The organism is Sideroxydans sp. (assembly GCF_054604835.1).
The window spans coordinates 71,222-88,633 of sequence record NZ_JBTSFG010000007.1 but is presented as its reverse complement, the minus strand read 5'-3'; the positions used below and the strand labels follow the sequence as shown (position 1 = coordinate 88,633).

Below are 17,412 nucleotides of genomic sequence, written 5' to 3'. Positions count from 1 at the left end.
CCTAAGTTGTCGATGGGAGCAGATTAGTGTCTGAATGTTGCGTGTCGGTTAACGCAATATGAAGCTTGTGTGACTCGGCTTGTTGCAGCGCGGCACTGATCGATTCATGCGCACGCCGGGCCAGTTCGCGGCGCTCGAAATCGGCAGCGTGCAGCGTGGGAGTGGGTATCAAGCGCACATGCAGCCTGGGTGTGTTGAGCAGCGTCCACATCGAAGCGCCGAAGGAGATGTTGTCGAAGTAGGCGGCGGCGGTGCTGCGTGCACCGCTTTCGTCCTGATAGCGGATGGCGATGGGATGCAGCGCTACGCTTGCGTCGATGGCCGGTTGCAATAGAAAGGCGTGGAAGTGCGCGACCTGTGCCCCGTCGGTGCTGGTGCCTTCCGGGAAGACGGCGAGGCATTCGCCTTGCTGCATCAAGTCGCCCAGTTGTTTATTGATACGGGCAGCGGCGCGTGCGTTGCCGCGCTCGATGAACAGCGTGTTGGCGCGCGCACACAGCCAGCCGATGGCCGGCCAGCGCCGCACTTCGGATTTGGCGACGAAGCGCATCGGTACCACACTGTTCAATACGAACACGTCCAGCCAGGAGATGTGGTTGCTGACGATGAGGCCGTTGCGCAATGCGCCCAGATCTACGGCTTGCAGCTTGACGTTGAAGATGTTGAGCAGATCGGCAGACCAGTTCTGCAGGATGGTGCGGCGCATGCCTGCAGGAAGTCGTGGATAGATCAAGGCCATGAGCAGGCCGTAGGCTATGTGCAACGCGAGGCGGAGCGCCCGGAACAGGGCGATGGATCTTTGCAGCATGCGTGCTCAGTCCAGCGAGAAGATGCACAGGGTGCAGAAGAAGGTGAGCGTGGCGTTGAAGCCTTTGGACATCAGCAGGCCGGGGATGCTGATGCGGCCATCTGCATGGTGGATGGATGCCTGGCGAGTGCTTCGCTTCATATCGTTTCCTTTGCGTAGGATGGATCGTAGTCGCGCTGTTCTACAAAGAGGCTGTTGCCCGGAATCTTCTTCGCCATCTTCTTGGCATCGGTCATGGCGGCGGAGACTTCGTGGTGTGACGAGAATTGGCCGGCCTCTATCCTGATCGCGCCGATGGACAGGCTGCTGAGGGGGTGGAACTTCACCGTGCCGTCGCGCCCTTCGCTGGTGTAACCGCCGGCGGCGATATGTTCTTCGCGGAACATCAGCGAGGCGGCCTGCTCGAACGAGCGCAACGCTTGTTCGCAGCGTGATTGCCAGTCGCGGCTTTGCATCAGTAGGATGAAATCGTCTCCGCCGATGTGGCCGAGGAAGTCGAGCTTGGGGTCGCATGTCCAGCTCAGCACGCGGCCGGTGAGCTGGATCATCTCGTCGCCCTTGCGGTAGCCGTAGGTGTCGTTGAATGGTTTGAAGTGATCAAGGTCGCAATAGCAGGCGACGAACGGGGTGTTCGCCTGCAGCAGGCGGCCGATGTGTTCGTTTATCGGCACGTTGCCGGGCAGCAGGGTGAGCGGGTTGGCATAGCGAGCGGCTTCCAGCTGCATCTGCGTGAGCTCGCGCAACAGCGCCTGGCCCGAGGCGACGCCGATGTAGCGGCCGCGCTCGGTGATGATGAAGCCCTCGGCGAAATGGCGGTCATCCGATTCGGCCAGGAAGTGGCTGAGTTCCTGTACCGGCATGTTCTTCTCCACCAGCAGCGGCGGGTTCTGGATCAGTTCCATGCAGGATTTGCGACCGTGCAATTCGCGCTGGTACGGCCTGGCGAAACGGTCGATGAAGCTGTAGCGGCTGATGAGCCCGACCGGTGTGCCGTTGTTGACCACCGGGATGGCGCGCAGCGCAGGATCGGCATTGAAGCGGTCGAAGATGTGTTCGATCAGCGTGTTCGGGTGCACAGGCTCGATGTAGGTCAGCAGCTTTTGCGCCGTGGTCTGCGCGTTGGGCGGGCAGGCGGGGCACGAGGCATCCGGGAAGATGGAGATGCTGGAAGCGTTGAGGATGCGGCCGGTCTCGGTGGAGGCGAACAGCGGCGGCGTGGGACTGGGGCGTGCGATGAAGTAACCCTGGCCGAGTGCGATGCCGAGTTCCTTCACCACTTTCAATTCGGCCTCTGTCTCCACACCTTCGGCGATGACGTGCGTACCGCAGCTCTCGGCGATGCTCTGGATGGATTTGAGGAACTGCAGCTTGATCGGGTCGCGGTCCACGCCCTGCACGAAATGCATGTCGATCTTGATGTACTCGGGGCGCAGTTCGGACCACAGGCGCAGGCTGGAGAAGCCTTCGCCCAGATCGTCGATGGCGATCTTGAAGCCCATACCCCGGTAATGCAGCAGCGCGCTGCGCATGGCTTCGAAGTCGAAGGTGGGCTGGTTCTCGGTGATCTCGATCACCACGCGCGACGGGTCGATATCCAGTTGTTCCAGAAAGGCCAGCGTCTGGCCGTTGCGGAAACTGGGCTGGGTCAGCGTCTGCGGACTGACGTTGAGGAACAGCTGGCCGGGCAGGTCTAGTCGGGCGAAAGCTTCGAGTACGGTGTGACGCGCGAGCATCTCGACTTCCAGCGCCAGGCCTTCGCGTTCGGCTGTCGCGAACAGATTGGCCGGCGAGTGTAGCGGGCTGTTGGCGGGGCCGCGGATCAAGCCTTCATAACCAAGGAATTCGCCGCGCTTGAGGTCGATGATGGGCTGGAACAATGCGCTCAGGCTGCGTTCGGCAAGTATTTCTTCCAGCGGTGTCATGACTTGCTCCTTGTGTTCTTCGGCCTGCAGCAGGTTGGCCATGAATTGCGCGCGCGGCGCGCGCGCATAAGCGTGTTGCTGGGCAGGCGGCAGGACGACGAACATGGCGCACCTCGGATCTCTGAATTAGGGACGGCAGGTTAGCGCCGCAGTGTTACGGGCAGATGACGGCTTTCCCATCTGCGCAAGGCGGTTACAATAAGCCCCGTTTCGTCGTCGCCTACATTCCAGAGGGTTCGCGCATGATCGTTCCGCAGTTGCTGCAAGACCTGTCCAAGCGTTTGAACAGCCGCGGTTTTTCCGTGCTGCTGTCGGCGCTCTCCGTGTTGTTCGTGCTGACCCTGTATTACTCGCAGAACCCCTTCCTTGAGGCGTTCGAGGCACGCACCTACGATCTGCGCTTCCGCGAGATGCGCGGTGCCATCCCGCTGGAACCTTCCATCGCCATCATCGCCATCGACGACAAGAGCATCGCCGAGCTGGGACGCTACCCTTGGACGCGCAGCCAGTACGCGCGGCTGCTGGAGCGGCTGAAGGCAGCGCAGGCGAAAGCGGTGATGTTCGATGCCTTCTTCCCCGAGCGCGAGGACATGGTGAGCGACCAGGCGTTCTCGGCGGCGATGCGGAAGTCGGGCAATGTCACGCTGGCGCAGCTATTCGAGTACGGCCCGGACGGGCAGGTGAAAGGCGTCACACGCTCGTTGCCGGAGTTCGAGCGGGCGGCGGTCTCTTCGGGCCAGATCAATCTGTTCCCGGACGAGGACGGTGTGAACCGGCGCGTGCCGCTGCTGATCGAGGCGGACGGCAAATTGCATCCTTCGCTGGGCATGACGGCGGCGATGATCGCGCTGGGCGAGAAGGAATATTCGGCCGAGGCTTTCGAGGTGCTGGTGGGCGAACGCTATATCCCGGTAGACGAACAATATGCGATGTGGATCAACTACACCGGCCCGCCGGGCGGTTATCCGCGCTACTCCTTCACCGACGTGGTGCACGGGCGGGTGCCGGCCGAGGCGCTGAAAGGCAAGGTGCTGTTCATCGGCGCCACCGCGCTGGGGGTATATGACATGCGCGTCACGCCTTTCCACGGCAACACGCCGGGGGTGGAGATCCACGCCACCGTGGCCGACAACATCATCAGCGACCGTTTCATCCGCCAGGGCGGGCTGGAGGCGCTGATGGACATGATGTTCATCGTGCTGTTGGGCACGCTGGCCTATTTCCTCACCACACGCCTGCGCCTGTACGGCGCCATCCCGGCCACGGTGCTGATGCTGTCCGCCTATATCTGGTTCGCCTACGACATGTTCGCGGCTGGGCACTGGATCAATATCATCTATCCGACTTTGTCGGCGATCCTGGCGCTGCTGACGGGCGGCAGCTTCCGCTATCTGGTGCTGGAGCGCAGCGCGCGCGAGATGCGTTCCATGTTCTCCAGCTATCTGTCGCCCAAGCTGGTGGCGCGACTGGAGAAGGACCCAGACGCGGCCAAGATCGGCGGCGACACCAAGGAGGTGACGGTGCTGTTCACCGACATCAAGGGCTTCACCACCTTCAGTGAATCGCACCCGCCGCAGGTGGTGGTGTCGCGCCTGAACGAATATCTGGGCGAGATGGTGAAGATCATCGAGCAGCACGATGGCACCATCGACAAGTTCATCGGCGATGCGGTGATGGCTTACTGGGGGGCGCCGCTGGCGCAGCCCGACCATGCGCGGCTGGCGGTGGAGTGCGTGGTTGCCATGGCGACGCGCATGGGGCAATTACGCGGCAAATGGGAGGCGGAAGGTGTGGTGCCGTTCTCGATACGCGGCGGCTTGCATTCCGGCGAGGTGGTGGCGGGCAATGTTGGCTTTGCGGGCAAGAAGATGGAGTACACCGTGATCGGTGATACGGTGAATCTGGCCTCGCGTCTGGAAGGCACGGCGAAATACTACGGCATCACCTATCTGGTGGGCGAACAGACCCGTCAGCTGGCGCCGGATGTCTGTCCGTATCGGGAAATGGACAAGATTCGGGTGGTCGGCAAGCAATTACCCGTTACAATTTATGAGCCTCAGGTCGGCCCGGATGCTTTGAGCAGCGGCCAACTGGCACGCTTCCAGGCGGGGCTGGCGCACTACAGGCAGCGTGATTGGGCTGCGGCGCAGTCCGAATTCGCGGCCGTACTGGAAGAAAGACCGGAAGACAGGCCAAGCCAGTTATACGTCGAACGTTGCACCTACTTTGCTGTCAATCCCCCGGCAGATGACTGGGACGGCGTTTTCAACCGGGCAGAAAAATAACGCGACCGTCAGTGTCGCGAATCTCATCAACAGAATTTGGATAGGTGGATACATGCGTAACTTGCTGATTGCATCCCTGATAGGACTCATTTCCCTTAGTGCCCATGCGGGGCTGAACGGCAACGGTCTTGCCAACGGCTTCATCAAGGCCGATTTCAAGCGCGAGATCGCCGCTGACAAACTGGAAAAGTTGCTGGCAACCGGCGGCGGCCTGCTGTTCGTTGCGCGTAAAGGCGGTGAGGTCGTGGCAATGGATGCGGGAGGGAAAGTCGCCTTTACGCTGGCGGCCAAGTCCGGCGAAGTGGAGTTGCTGAAGCGCCCGGAAGGTGCCGCAGTCACCAAGGACACCTTGTATGTGGTGGATAGCGATACCGACCAGGTAGTGATGTATACCTTGCCCGGCGGCAAGTACAAGGGGCGTTTTGGCGCTAAGGCGGGCGGCTTCTTCGGCGGTGACGATCAGGCGCTGGACGGCCCGCGTGGTATCGCGGTGCACGAAGGCGTGGTCTATGTGGCAGACACCGGAAACAAACGCATCCAGATGTTCGGTGTGAACGGGGTGTTCATCCATACGCTGGACTTGCATGCGAAGGGTAAAGACGAGAGCGGCAGGGAATTGCCGTGGCCGTTGAAGAAGGCCACGGATATCGCGCTGGATGAGGTTGGTCGCATCTATGTGATGGATAGCGATGAGAGTCAGATCAAGGTCTACGACCCCAGCGGTCTGTATCTGAGCTCTTTCAAGGATGTCGGTTCGCCGGTCTCGCTGGCAGTGGCTGAAGACGGTGTCTACGTCGCGGATGGAAGTAAACAGGTGGTGTCAAAGTTCGACTTCGACGGCAAGCCGGCTTTTTCGTTCGGCTCCAAGGGCGAGGGGAAATCCCAGACCAAGCAACTTTCCGGCCTTGCGGTAGAAAAAGGTCAGCAGGTCTACATCGGCGATGCCGGCAAATCGTTGCTCAATCATTTCCAGACCATCGCGGGTACGCGCATGGAGCCGGTGCCCAAGGCGGCCGGACGTTCTTCCGTCAAATGGCAGGGCAGCATCCCGGTCGAAGCGGTGCAGTTGGCCGGCGACGGCAAGGGGACGGTGTATGCCATCACCAAGCCGGGCAAGGATGGCAGTGCATTGCTCAAACTCAAGGACGGCAAAGTGGCGGCTGAGATCAAGCCCGCCGATATGGAGCTGACAGCGGTGACTGTGGATGCGAGCGGCGGTCTCTGGGTGCTGGATAAAAAGAAGAAGCGCTGTGTGAAACTGGATGAGGCGGGCAAGGAACTGGCGACTTTCGGCAGCGGCGGCAGCGGCGCAGGACAGTTCAGCAATCCTGCTTCTGTGGCGGTCGCGAGCAGCGGTCTGGTGTTCGTGGCGGATCGTGGCCATCGCTCGGTGCAGGTATTCCGCGGCGACGGCGTGTATGTGGACAAGCTGGGCGGCAATATCAGCAATCCGTTGGCGATCGGTATAGACCCGCAGGACCGCTTGTTCGTGCTGGACGGCAGTCGCAGCAGCGTGCTGGTGTTCAAGCCCAGCGGCGAGCTGTCGCATGAATTCGCCAGACCCAAGGAAGGCAGTCTGTTCGCCAAGCCGCTGGATATGGCGGTCACCGCCGACGAAGTGCTGGTGCTGGACGGCAACCAGGTAAAGGCGTTCGATCACCAAGGAAAACTGTTGCGGGTGTTCGGTACCAAAGCGACCGGTACGGCCAATCTGGGCGATCCGGTGGCGCTGGCCAGCAGCGGCGGTAGTACGCTGTTCGTGGCGGATGGCGAAGGCAAGCGTGTCGAATCCCTGTCGGTGATGTACAAGCCGCAGCAACCGGCCAATTTCACCGCACACGGACATGTGCATGCAGTAGATCTGAGCTGGGACAAGCCGGCGGCGTTCTATGTCAAGGCCTTCCATATCTATCGCTCCAAGAGCGAGAACGCCGGTTATGTGCAAGTCGGCACCAGCGAGACCAATGCCTATACCGATGCCGGGCTGGATGCGGATGTGCGCTACTTCTATCGCGTGGTGGCCGTCTCCGATTTCGGTTATGAGGGAGCGAGCAGCTCCGCTGCGAGCGCAACGACAGAGAAATTCACACCACCCGCTTTGAGCGCGGTCACGGCCGAGATGACACCCTGGCAGGCGAACCTGAAATGGGAAGCTGTCGATCCGCAATACTTCGCGGCCTACCGCATCTATCAGCAGGAAGGCGATGCCATGCTGCAGGTGGGCGAGGTCACCATGCCGGAGTTCACCAAGGACGCCCTGCAGCCGGAAACCAAATACACCTTCTATGTCAGCGTGTTGAGCACCGACCAGACCGAATCGGAAAAGCTGCCGGTGGAAGCGACGACGCTGGTGTTCAGCCGTCCGCCGCTGGATATCGAAGTGGTCAAGCTGGAGAACGTGTTCTCGAACTCCTACAAGCTGTACGAGCGTGACGGTATCGGCACCATCCGCCTGACCAACAACACGGACAAGAAGATGGAGAAGATCCGGGTCAGCTTCCTGTTGAAGAACTTCATGGATTTCTCGACCGAGAACAAGATCCTCAAGTTGATGCCGGGATCGAGCGAGGAATTGCCGCTGAAGGCGGTGTTCAACAACAGCATCCTCACCATGACCGAAGACAGCTCGGTGCAGGCACTGATCGAGGCCAGCTACTTCGATAACGGCAAGAAGGTGACTTACAGCCATAACGCCACGGTCAACGTGTACGACAAACACCGCCTGACCTGGGACGAGCGCGGGCGCTTCGCCGCCTTCGTCACGCCGAAAGACCCGCCGGTGCTGAATCTGGCGCGCGGTATCGTGGGCGAGTACCGCGAGACCAAGGATGAGGCGCAACTGGCGGCGGCACTGTTCGACGCGCTGGGTCTGTTCGGTCTGACCTATATCCAGGATCCGAGTAATCCCTATCAGCTCACCTCGGGCAAGGAGCATACCGTCGACTACATCCAGTTCCCGCGCGAGACGCTGGAGCGCAAATCGGGCGATTGCGACGACCTGGTAGCGGTCTACAGCGCCGGGTTGGAGAGCATGGGCATCAATACGCGCGTGCTGGAAGTGCCGGGGCACATGCTGATGATGTTCGATACACGCATCCCGGCCGAAGGCGATGGCTATACGATGAACAATCTGTATGTGATCCACGAGGGCACGCTGTGGGTGCCTGTGGAGACCACGCTGGTCGGTAATTCCTTCATCAGGGCCTGGGAGAAGGGCAGCGAGACCTACTACAAATACAAGGATGACGGCTTGACGGTGCTGGATGTGCATGCGTCATGGGACACCTTCAAGCCGGCCAGTCTGCCGGATTCGGACTGGAAGGCGAGTGGTTTGAATCGCGCCGCCATCGAGAAGAAGTTCCCGGGCGACATACTGTCGGTGTTGAAGATCAGCTCGCAGACCAAGACACGGCGTTATCTGGACATCATCAAGGACAAGCCGGGCGATGTGGATGCGCACTTGCAGGTCGGCATCATCCTGGCCAAGATCGGTGATCGCAAGGAGGCGATGAAGTACTTTGAAAAGGTGCTGAGTCTGGATGCGAAGAACGCCTCCGCGCACAACAACCTCGGCAATCTTTACATGATCGACGATAAGTATCAGGATGCGGTCAAAGCTTATGCCGCAGCTGCCAAGCTGAGCCCCAAGGATGCGCATATCCTGGTCAATCTTGCCCGCGCCTATAAGCGGCTGGGCAACACCAAGAGTGCCAAGGCGACCTTCATCCAGGCCAAGAAGCTGGATAAGAACGTGCAGGTACAATACCGCGCGCTGGCGCTGGAACTATTGAACGCATTGTGAGTCCGATGCCCGCAAGCATAATCAAGGAGATATGGCCATGAAGAGATTGATTTCGTTGTTCGTGTTGCTGGGTATCGTATTGGCAACGCCGATGCAAGTGTCTGCCGCAGATCAGGAACTGTCACTGTGGGAGCGCCTGCGCAAGAAGATCGAGTTGCTGACGCCGAAGAAGAAATTGACCACCACGACGGCTGCCGGTGGTGTGCGCGGCTCGCTGGCGGATGCGGATGACGTCTACTGGAAGGGCGAGGCTGAGCAGGCGGCCATCGATGAAGAAGAGCTGACCGCATTCACCAAGGCTGTCGAGCTGGTCGATACCGGCAAGACGGATGATGCGAAGGCTGCGTTCGCCGGTTTCGTCAAACAATATCCGGATAGTTCATTGCGCCCTGACGCGGAAGCGGCACTGGCGCAGTTGACGCCGGCCCAGTAAGTCCACAAAAGGTAGGGGCGGCTGGTAGAAAGCCGCTCCAACCACTATAATTCCGCCCCCGAACCTCCGGACAGCGGACATCCATGCAGTTATTCAGCTTCGGCCTTAATCACCAGACCGCCCCGCTAGACGTGCGCGAGCAACTCTCGTTCAACGTCGAGACGATGGAGGACGCTTTGCGTGATCTGGTTGGCAACGGCGCTGCCAAGGAAGCCACCATCCTGTCCACCTGCAACCGTACCGAGATCTATTGCAGCACCAGTTCGCCTGCGCAAACGGTCAACTGGCTGGCGGACTATCACAAGCTGCCGGCCAACGATGTCGAACCCTACATCTATCGTCTTCCGCAGGAGCAGGCGGTGAAGCACGCTTTCCGTGTCGCCAGCGGTTTGGACTCCATGGTTTTGGGCGAGCCGCAGATCCTCGGTCAGATGAAGCAGGCGGTGCGTCAGGCCGAGCAGGCGGGCACGATGGGTTTCCTGCTGCACAAGTTATTCCAGCGCACCTTCTCGGTCGCCAAGGATGTACGCACCCAGACCGAGATCGGCGCCAATCTGGTGTCGATGGCCGCTGCCGCGGTCAAACTGGCGGAGCGCATCTATCCCAGCATCTCGGAACAGAGTGTGCTGTTCATCGGCGCGGGCGAGATGATCGAGCTGAACGCCGTGCACTTTGCCGCACGCAAGCCCAAGAAGATAACGGTCGCCAACCGCACGCTGGATCGCGCCCAGACGCTGGCCCGCCGCATAGACGGCCATGCCGTCACCCTGAACGAATTGTCCGAACAACTGGCGCACCACGACATCATCGTCACCTGTACCGCCAGCCAGCTGCCTATCCTGGGCAAGGGGCTGGTCGAGCGCGCACTCAAGCAGCGCAAGCACCGTCCGCTGTTCATCGTCGATCTGGCCGTGCCGCGCGATGTGGAGCCGGAAGTGGCCGAACTGGATGACGTGTTCCTGTACACCGTGGACGACCTCGCGGAAGTGGTGCGCGACGGGCAGGATGCGCGTCAGGGTGCGGTGAAGGAAGCTGAGGTTATCATCGATTCCGGTGTGAATGAATTCATCCACTGGATGGAATCGCGCGAAGTCGTGCCCACCATCCGCGCCTTGCGTGACCATACCGAACGCCAGCGCCGTCACGAGATGGACAAGGCGCTGAAGCAACTGGCCAAGGGCGATGCACCCGAGAAGGTGCTGGAAGCCCTGAGTGCTTCGCTCACCAATAAATTCCTGCACGCCCCGACCCAGAGCCTGAATCAGGCACAGGATAGCGAGCGACAGACACTGCTCGACGCCGTCCACCGCATCTACCACCTGCACACCCCGGAATGAAACCCAGTATCGCGGACAAACTCGCGCGTCTCGCCGAGCGTTTGGATGAGGTCACGCGCCTGCTAAGCAGCGAAGAAGCTACGCGTGATATGGACGCTTTCCGCAAACTCAATCGCGAGCGCGTGGAGATCGAACCGGTGGTCGAGCTGTTTCAGGCATACCAGTCGGCCCAAGCCGACATCGCCGCAGCGCAGGAGATGGCCGACGATCCGGCTATGCGCGAATTCGCCGATGAAGAGATCAAGGCCGGACAAGAGAAGCTGGCGCAGCTCGAGATCGAATTGCAGAAACAGTTACTGCCGAAAGATCCCAATGACGAGCGCAACGTGTTCCTCGAAGTGCGTGCCGGTACCGGCGGCGATGAGGCGGCACTGTTCGCGGGCGATCTGTTCCGCATGTATCTGCGTTTTGCAGAGCGCCGCCGCTGGCAGGTGGAGGTCATCTCGGAAAGTCCGGGCGAGGTCGGCGGCTACAAGGAAGTCATCGCGCGCATCATCGGCCACGGCGCGTATTCCGTTCTGAAATTCGAATCGGGTGCTCATCGTGTGCAGCGTGTGCCCGCCACCGAGACTCAGGGTCGCATCCACACTTCCGCCTGCACCGTCGCCATCCTGCCGGAGGCGGACGAGGTGGGCGAAGTGGAACTCAATCCCGCCGATCTGCGCATCGATACCTTCCGCGCCTCGGGCGCGGGCGGCCAGCACATCAACAAGACCGATTCCGCTGTGCGCATCACCCACCTGCCGACCGGCACCGTGGTCGAATGCCAGGACGGGCGCTCGCAACACCAGAACAAGGCACAGGCCATGCGCGTGCTGGCCGCGCGCATCAAGGACAAGGAAGAGCAGGCGGCGCACAGCAAGATCGCCGCCGAACGCAAATCGCTGGTGGGCAGCGGTGACCGTTCCGAGCGCATCCGCACCTACAACTTCCCGCAGGGGCGCGTCACCGACCATCGCATCAACCTCACCTTGTACAAGATGGACCAGATCATGGACGGCGATATCACCGAACTCACCGATGCGCTGATGGCCGAGCATCAGGCCGAGCAGCTGGCCGCGCTGGGACAGGAAGGCTGATCGGCATGCCTGGCATCCGCGAGCGGTTGGCGCAGGATGTCGCTGCGATACGCCAGACATTGGGGCTGGAGCAGGATGAGGCACGCAGCGAGGTGCAAGCTTTGCTGCAGACCGCGCTGGGCGTGAATCGAGCCTACCTGCTGGCGCATCCCGAGCGAGTGCTCACCGAGCAAGAACTTTCCCGCTACCAAGCATCATTGCAGCGCCGTTTGCAGGGCGAGCCGCTGGCTTACATCCTGGGCGAGCGGGAGTTCTTCGGCCTGAATTTCAAGGTCACACCCGCCACCTTGATCCCTCGACCCGATACCGAACTGCTGGTGGAATTGGCATTGGCGCGGATCTCATCTGCGGGCTGCCGTGTGCTCGATCTGGGCACGGGCAGCGGTGCCATCGCGCTGGCTATCGCGCACGCCCGTCCGGATGCCGAGGTGACGGCGGTGGATGCTTCAGAACCGGCGTTGTCGGTGGCGCTGGAGAACGCCAGACGTTTGCAGATTCGCAATACCAGCTTCGTTTCCAGTGATTGGTTCTCCGCACTGGCGGGGCAGCGTTTTGACCTCATTGTCTCCAATCCACCCTATATCGCCGAAAACGACCGGCATCTGGCGCAGGGTGATCTGCGTTTCGAGCCGGCCACTGCTTTGGCGTCCGGTTCGGATGGTCTGCATGACATCCGTCGCATCATCAGCGAAGCAGGTGCTCACCTTGCGGCAGGCGGCTGGCTGATGTTGGAGCACGGTTATGATCAGGCCGAGCAGGTGCGCGCACTGCTGCTAAAAGCTGGTTTCAAGAATGTCCGGTCAGACAAGGACTTGGCGGGGGTAGAGCGCGTCAGCGGCGGGCAGTACGCCGGGGGTATATAGCTCTTTGGGGGTGGTATATAGGCCGATATATAGGCCAAACGGCATATAGGCAAGGCGGCAATGGCTACCTACAATCCGTCCCGAGTTGTGAGCTTTGAGTTGTTATCAACTCGATCTTTCATACTCTCCTCCTATTCTGGGCCATCGCAAGGTGGCCCGTTTTTTTTGCCCGCGATACGCGCGGGCAAAATCAGGAGAGCAGTTTGCGGGCGCGTGCGATGGCGGCTTCGACTTGTTGCGGGGCTGTGCCGCCGGTGTGGTTGCGTGCGGCGAGTGAGCCTTCCAGTGTCAGCACGGCATAGATGTCGTCGCCTATCAGCGTCGAGAACTGCAGCAGTTCATCCAGCTTGAGGTCGGCCAGATCGCAGCCCTTGCGCTCCGCATAACGCACCGCCAGCGCGACGGCCTCGTGCGCATCGCGGAAGGGCAAGCCCTTCTTCACCAGATAATCCGCCAGATCGGTGGCTGTGGCATAGCCTTGCAAGGCTGCGGCGCGCATCGCTTCAGGTTTGACGGTTATGCCGGCGATCATGTCGGCGTAGATGCGCAGTGTCTGGGTGAGCGTGTCCACGGTGTCGAACAGCGGCTCTTTGTCTTCCTGATTGTCCTTGTTGTAAGCCAGTGGCTGGCCTTTCATCAAAGTCAGCAGGGCAACCAGATGGCCGTTCACGCGGCCGGTCTTGCCGCGCACCAGTTCCGGCACGTCGGGGTTCTTCTTCTGCGGCATGATGGAAGAGCCAGTGCAGAAGCGGTCGGCGATGTCGATGAAGCCGAAACGCGGGCTCATCCACAGGATCAGCTCTTCCGACAAGCGCGACAGATGGGTCATCACCAGCGCGGCAGCGGCCGTGAATTCGATGGCGAAGTCGCGGTCGGATACAGCGTCCAGCGAGTTCTGGCACACAGCCTCGAAGCCCAGCAATTCGGCTACGCGCTCGCGCTTGATGGGATAGCTGGTGCCGGCCAGCGCGGCCGCACCCAAAGGCAGCCGGTTGACGCGACGACGTGCATCGATGAAACGTTCCGTATCGCGTTGGCACATCTCGAAGTAGGCAAGCAGATGATGGGCGAAGCTGACCGGTTGCGCGACCTGCAGATGGGTGAAGCCGGGCATCACGGTATGTGTGTGGTGCTGTGCCAGATCGAGCAATGCGGCTTGCAGGTTCTTCAGCAGTCCGACGATGGTGTCGATCTCGCTGCGCAGATAGAGGCGGATGTCGGTGGCGACCTGATCGTTGCGCGAGCGACCGGTGTGCAGGCGTTTGCCGGCATCGCCCACCAATGTGGTGAGCCGTTTTTCGATATTGAGATGTACGTCTTCCAGATCTAGCGACCACAGGAAATCACCGGCGATGACCTCGTTCTCGATCTGCGCCAGACCGCGGCGGATGTCCTGCAGGTCCTGCTCGCTGATGATCTTGTTCTCGGCCAGCATCTGCGCGTGCGCCAGTGAACCCTGTATGTCGACCAGCGCGAGGCGCTGATCGAAATCCACGGAGGCGGTATAGCGCTTCACCAGTTCCGCTACCGGTTCGTTGAAGCGTCCTGACCAGGTCTGATTGTCTTGCATCGTTGCCATGTCTTGTCCAGAATGAGCGGCACTCACGGGGGATCCATGCCGAGGACGCGCAGTATAAATCAAAACATTCCACACCGACTGTTACCGGACTTCCGCAATCTGGGCACGGTGCTGCGCATCGTGCTGCTGGCGAACGCATTCGCGCTGGTCTGCGCAGTCGCCCAAGTCTCTACAGTCGGCGAACTGTGGCAACGCATGCTGCTGGACTCGGCGTTGTTGCAGCCAGTGTTGCTGAGTGTGATGCTGGCCTTGTATGCGCTGAATGACGTGTTGCCGCGCTACACATACTGGTGGTCTGTGGCCGGCATTCTGGTGTTGGCGGCATGCATCACACTGTTCTTCTCGCGGATCGGCGGTGAATTGTTCGCCGAGGCCAACGAGTCTGCGGTCTTCCTCGATCTTCGGCGCATGTTGCTGGCTGCACTGCTCACATTCGTGTTGCTGACCTATTTCCGCTGGCGCGCCATGGCGATGTCGCCGGCATTGCAGGAGGCCCGTTTGCAGGCGCTGCAGGCGCGCATCCGTCCCCATTTTCTGTTCAATAGCATCAATGCGGTGTTAGCCATCGTGCGTGCGGAACCCAAGCGCGCAGAAGCCGCGCTGGAGGACATGGCCGATCTGTTCCGCATGGCGATGAGCGATGCGCACGATCTGGTCGCATTGAAGGATGAGGTGGCACTGGCGCAGCGTTATCTGGCGCTGGAACAACTGCGCATGGGCGAGCGCTTGCAGGTGCGCTGGCAGACCGAGCACATGCCGCAGCAGGCATTGATACCGCCGCTGGTGCTGCAGCCGCTGCTGGAGAATGCGGTGTATCACGGTATAGAACCTCTGGCCGCAGGCGGCATCATCGATATCGATATCCACGAAAAGAACGGGCAGCTGCATCTGTCGGTGAGCAATCCGCTGCCGGGCAAGGCGGTGCAGTCCGACGGTAATCATCTGGCTTTGTCGAACATCCGCGAGCGGTTGTCGCTGCTGTTCGATGTGGAAGCCGAGTACCGTGTGGAACGCAACGATGACAGTTATCATGTGCACATCGTGATCCCGCTGCGCGAACTGCCATGAACGATACCGTGATCCTGCCGCTGACCGTATTCATCGTGGACGATGAGCCGCTGGCGCGCAGCCGCCTGAAGGATCTGCTGCTCGATTGCGGTGCGCAGATCGAACTGCAAGTGGTGGGGGAGGCCGGTAATGGCCAGGAGGCATTGGACAAGCTCAACGAGATTCCCGCCGAGGTGGTGCTGATGGACATCCGCATGCCGCAGATGGATGGGCTGGAGCTGGCGCTGCACCTGAACAAACTGGAGCACCCGCCTGTCATCATCTTCACCACGGCCTATGATGCCTATGCCATCCAGGCATTCGAGCTGCGCGCCATCGACTATCTGCTCAAACCTATCCGCCTCGGTCGCCTGTTCGAGGCGATATCGCGTGCGCGCGATGCCGTGCCCCTGCGTACCGAAGTGTTGCGCGAGCTGATCCCGGAAGCGCGTACCCATCTGTCGGCGCACGAGCGCGGCAGGGTCATCCTCATCCCGATCGAGGACGTGATCTACCTGCGAGCCGAGATGAAATATGTCACGGTGCGCACCGCGACGCATGAATACCTGATCGAAGAATCGCTTACCGCTTTGGAAAAGGAATATGCTGCGCGCTTCGTGCGTATACACCGCAGCTGTCTGGTGGCGAAAGCCGCCATCGCCGGTTTCGAGAAAGGCGGCGAAGAGGGTGAGAGCGGCTGGCAGGTGAAGCTGCATGGATTGGACGAGCGGCTGCCGATCAGCCGCCGCCAATGGAGCAGCGTCAAGTCGCTGGGCGACGCGCAGGATCAGGGAGAGTAAGTTGCTGACCATATTGGTGATCAATTCAAAGGGCGGCTCGGGCAAGACCACACTGACGACCAATCTGGCCGCTTATTACGCCAGCAGGAATTTTCGCACTGCCATCATCGATTACGACCCGCAGAGTTCCAGTCTGCATTGGCTGCAGGCCCGTCCGGCGACGCTGCCAGCCATCCATGCGGCCAACGGTGCGCCTGCCAAAGGCAATGCGCACCTGTCCAGTCGTCAGGGCTGGGTGCCGCTGGATACCGAAGTGTTGATCGTCGATGCGCCGGCCGGCGCCAGCGGCCTGCTGCTGAAAGATCTGGTGCGCAAGGCCAACTTCATTGTGATCCCGGTCGCGCCATCACCCATCGACATCCGTGCCACGGCCGACTTCATCAAGGATCTTTTCCTGGTGGGCGGCGCGCGTACCAGCAATGCGCGCATGGCGGTCGTCGCCAACCGTGTGCGCAATCGCGGCAGTTCGATCTATGCTGCCCTCGAGCGTTTCCTCGCCTCACTCAAGATGCCTTTCCTCACCTCGTTGTCGGATAGCGAGGTGTATCTGCAATCGGCCGGGGAGGGGGTGGGTATCTTTGAACTGGACGAGCTGGTGAGCGGGCGGGAGCGGCAGGAGTTCATGCCCATCGTGCGCTGGCTCGACGGGCATTTCCCCAACCGCTTCGGGGTTCGCTCTGAAGACAAGCAAGCCATCCTGGAAGGTTCGCGCAAATGGGCAGCGTTCCGTTCTGGGAGTGCCACGGGTCGATTTCCCGCATTCCAGCCATCCGTTGGCAAATGATGCGCGGGCTGGCGAAGTTCTTCATCCTGGCAGTGGGCCTGGCGGTGCTGGGTGGTTATCAATTGTCGCAGCTGTTCCTTGAGGTCGATGTCTCTTCCGCCAAGCGCAGCGTGCAACTGCTGGAGATCGAAGAACATCTGGACGATGCCGCCATTGGTCTGGGTCGACAGGTGCAGGAATGGAAAGACATGCTGCTGCGCGTGCACAACAGTGTGCAGCATGCGCAGCATCAGCAGGGATTCAAGGAAGCCAGCATCGCGGTGCAGCATGCTCTGCTGGAAGCCAGGACCAACATGCTGGATATCGGCATGGATACGACGGATATCGATGGGCTGATCGCGGAACACAAATCCCTGTTGAGCGAATACCTGCAAGCCTATTCCGGCCTGAAACCGTCAGAGGTCGGTAGCGGTTCCAGAGTCGACAAGCGGGTGCTGGGTGTGGATCGCAACCTGCAAACACGCATCGTTCAGGTAAAATCGGCGATCTCGGAATATGCCAAGCTGCAACTGGCACGCGCGCCGCAGACACAGGGCAGCCGCAATCTCATGGTCGGGCTGCTCGGAGCGGTCTCCCTGTTCATGATGGCAGTGTTGGGTTTCGTGTACGCCCGGCGTATGCGTGCTGGCTGAGCAAGCAGACTGCGGCAGCATCGCGTATCAACCACGGAACT

The 17,412-nt window shown here is 60.5% G+C and carries 14 protein-coding genes; 10 read left to right on the top strand and 4 right to left on the bottom strand.

Features of this window, described 5'->3' with window-relative positions; all coding sequences use genetic code 11:
* Position 1 precedes the first annotated feature (1 nt).
* Genes ACYCZ5_RS11810 through ACYCZ5_RS11800 form a run of 3 tightly spaced genes read right to left on the bottom strand, consistent with a single transcriptional unit; the run spans position 2 to position 2,835 of the window.
* On the bottom strand, positions 2-808 hold the full coding sequence (locus ACYCZ5_RS11810; protein ID WP_461545002.1) for a lysophospholipid acyltransferase family protein: 807 nt from the start codon (positions 806-808) through the stop codon (positions 2-4).
* A gap of 6 nt (positions 809-814) precedes the next feature.
* The gene (locus tag ACYCZ5_RS11805) at positions 815-949 is read right to left on the bottom strand and encodes a hypothetical protein (protein ID WP_461545001.1); all 135 of its coding nucleotides are present in this window, start codon (positions 947-949) and stop codon (positions 815-817) included.
* Positions 946-2,835: an EAL domain-containing protein gene (locus ACYCZ5_RS11800; RefSeq protein ID WP_461545000.1), complete on the bottom strand. Its 1,890-nt coding sequence runs from the start codon at positions 2,833-2,835 to the stop codon at positions 946-948. Before ACYCZ5_RS11800 ends, ACYCZ5_RS11805 begins: the two co-directional genes overlap by 4 nt.
* 137 nt (positions 2,836-2,972) lie before the next feature.
* On the opposite strand from ACYCZ5_RS11800, the gene ACYCZ5_RS11795 reads away from it, so the two are divergent.
* The 6 genes from ACYCZ5_RS11795 to prmC all read left to right on the top strand — a co-directional run bounded on the left by ACYCZ5_RS11795 (position 2,973) and on the right by prmC (position 12,529).
* The gene (locus ACYCZ5_RS11795; protein WP_461544999.1) at positions 2,973-5,015 is read left to right on the top strand and encodes a CHASE2 domain-containing protein; all 2,043 of its coding nucleotides are present in this window, start codon (positions 2,973-2,975) and stop codon (positions 5,013-5,015) included.
* 52 nt (positions 5,016-5,067) lie between these two features.
* Positions 5,068-8,817 carry a tetratricopeptide repeat protein gene (locus tag ACYCZ5_RS11790; RefSeq protein ID WP_461544998.1) on the top strand — a complete coding sequence of 1,250 codons (3,750 nt, stop codon included), beginning with the start codon at positions 5,068-5,070 and terminating at the stop codon, positions 8,815-8,817.
* A 37-nt stretch (positions 8,818-8,854) separates the two neighbouring features.
* Positions 8,855-9,250 (top strand): hypothetical protein, encoded by a 396-nt coding sequence (locus tag ACYCZ5_RS11785; protein WP_461544997.1) that lies wholly within the window; start codon positions 8,855-8,857, stop codon positions 9,248-9,250.
* Between the two features lie 83 nt (positions 9,251-9,333).
* On the top strand, positions 9,334-10,587 hold the full coding sequence (hemA, locus tag ACYCZ5_RS11780; protein ID WP_461544996.1) for a glutamyl-tRNA reductase: 1,254 nt from the start codon (positions 9,334-9,336) through the stop codon (positions 10,585-10,587).
* On the top strand, positions 10,584-11,666 hold the full coding sequence (prfA, locus tag ACYCZ5_RS11775; RefSeq protein WP_461544995.1) for a peptide chain release factor 1: 1,083 nt from the start codon (positions 10,584-10,586) through the stop codon (positions 11,664-11,666). Before hemA ends, prfA begins: the two co-directional genes overlap by 4 nt.
* 5 nt (positions 11,667-11,671) lie before the next feature.
* Positions 11,672-12,529, top strand: coding sequence for a peptide chain release factor N(5)-glutamine methyltransferase (gene prmC, locus ACYCZ5_RS11770; protein ID WP_461544994.1), 858 nt, complete (start codon positions 11,672-11,674; stop codon positions 12,527-12,529).
* 190 nt (positions 12,530-12,719) lie between these two features.
* Here prmC and argH read toward each other — a convergent pair whose 3' ends face one another.
* Positions 12,720-14,108: an argininosuccinate lyase gene (gene argH / locus ACYCZ5_RS11765; protein ID WP_461544993.1), complete on the bottom strand. Its 1,389-nt coding sequence runs from the start codon at positions 14,106-14,108 to the stop codon at positions 12,720-12,722.
* 36 nt (positions 14,109-14,144) lie between these two features.
* On the opposite strand from argH, the gene ACYCZ5_RS11760 reads away from it, so the two are divergent.
* From ACYCZ5_RS11760 to ACYCZ5_RS11745, 4 genes are read left to right on the top strand one after another with little or no spacing between them, the layout of a single operon-like run.
* Positions 14,145-15,176, top strand: coding sequence for a sensor histidine kinase (locus ACYCZ5_RS11760; RefSeq protein ID WP_461544992.1), 1,032 nt, complete (start codon positions 14,145-14,147; stop codon positions 15,174-15,176).
* On the top strand, positions 15,173-15,955 hold the full coding sequence (locus tag ACYCZ5_RS11755) for a LytR/AlgR family response regulator transcription factor (protein WP_461544991.1): 783 nt from the start codon (positions 15,173-15,175) through the stop codon (positions 15,953-15,955). Before ACYCZ5_RS11760 ends, ACYCZ5_RS11755 begins: the two co-directional genes overlap by 4 nt.
* 1 nt (position 15,956) lies before the next feature.
* Positions 15,957-16,739: a nucleotide-binding protein gene (locus tag ACYCZ5_RS11750; protein WP_461544990.1), complete on the top strand. Its 783-nt coding sequence runs from the start codon at positions 15,957-15,959 to the stop codon at positions 16,737-16,739.
* Complete coding sequence (locus ACYCZ5_RS11745; protein WP_461544989.1) at positions 16,736-17,371, top strand: hypothetical protein; 636 nt, start codon at positions 16,736-16,738, stop codon at positions 17,369-17,371. Before ACYCZ5_RS11750 ends, ACYCZ5_RS11745 begins: the two co-directional genes overlap by 4 nt.
* The last annotated feature ends 41 nt before the right edge of the window (positions 17,372-17,412 follow it).

Coding starts and splice junctions, on each gene's coding strand:
- ACYCZ5_RS11810 (WP_461545002.1), bottom strand. CDS start 808: ATGCTGCAAAGATCCATCGCCCTGTTCCGGGCGCTCCGCCTCGCGTTG.
- ACYCZ5_RS11805 (WP_461545001.1), bottom strand. CDS start 949: ATGAAGCGAAGCACTCGCCAGGCATCCATCCACCATGCAGATGGCCGC.
- ACYCZ5_RS11800 (WP_461545000.1), bottom strand. CDS start 2,835: ATGTTCGTCGTCCTGCCGCCTGCCCAGCAACACGCTTATGCGCGCGCG.
- ACYCZ5_RS11795 (WP_461544999.1), top strand. CDS start 2,973: ATGATCGTTCCGCAGTTGCTGCAAGACCTGTCCAAGCGTTTGAACAGC.
- ACYCZ5_RS11790 (WP_461544998.1), top strand. CDS start 5,068: ATGCGTAACTTGCTGATTGCATCCCTGATAGGACTCATTTCCCTTAGT.
- ACYCZ5_RS11785 (WP_461544997.1), top strand. CDS start 8,855: ATGAAGAGATTGATTTCGTTGTTCGTGTTGCTGGGTATCGTATTGGCA.
- hemA (WP_461544996.1), top strand. CDS start 9,334: ATGCAGTTATTCAGCTTCGGCCTTAATCACCAGACCGCCCCGCTAGAC.
- prfA (WP_461544995.1), top strand. CDS start 10,584: ATGAAACCCAGTATCGCGGACAAACTCGCGCGTCTCGCCGAGCGTTTG.
- prmC (WP_461544994.1), top strand. CDS start 11,672: ATGCCTGGCATCCGCGAGCGGTTGGCGCAGGATGTCGCTGCGATACGC.
- argH (WP_461544993.1), bottom strand. CDS start 14,108: ATGGCAACGATGCAAGACAATCAGACCTGGTCAGGACGCTTCAACGAA.
- ACYCZ5_RS11760 (WP_461544992.1), top strand. CDS start 14,145: ATGCCGAGGACGCGCAGTATAAATCAAAACATTCCACACCGACTGTTA.
- ACYCZ5_RS11755 (WP_461544991.1), top strand. CDS start 15,173: ATGAACGATACCGTGATCCTGCCGCTGACCGTATTCATCGTGGACGAT.
- ACYCZ5_RS11745 (WP_461544989.1), top strand. CDS start 16,736: ATGATGCGCGGGCTGGCGAAGTTCTTCATCCTGGCAGTGGGCCTGGCG.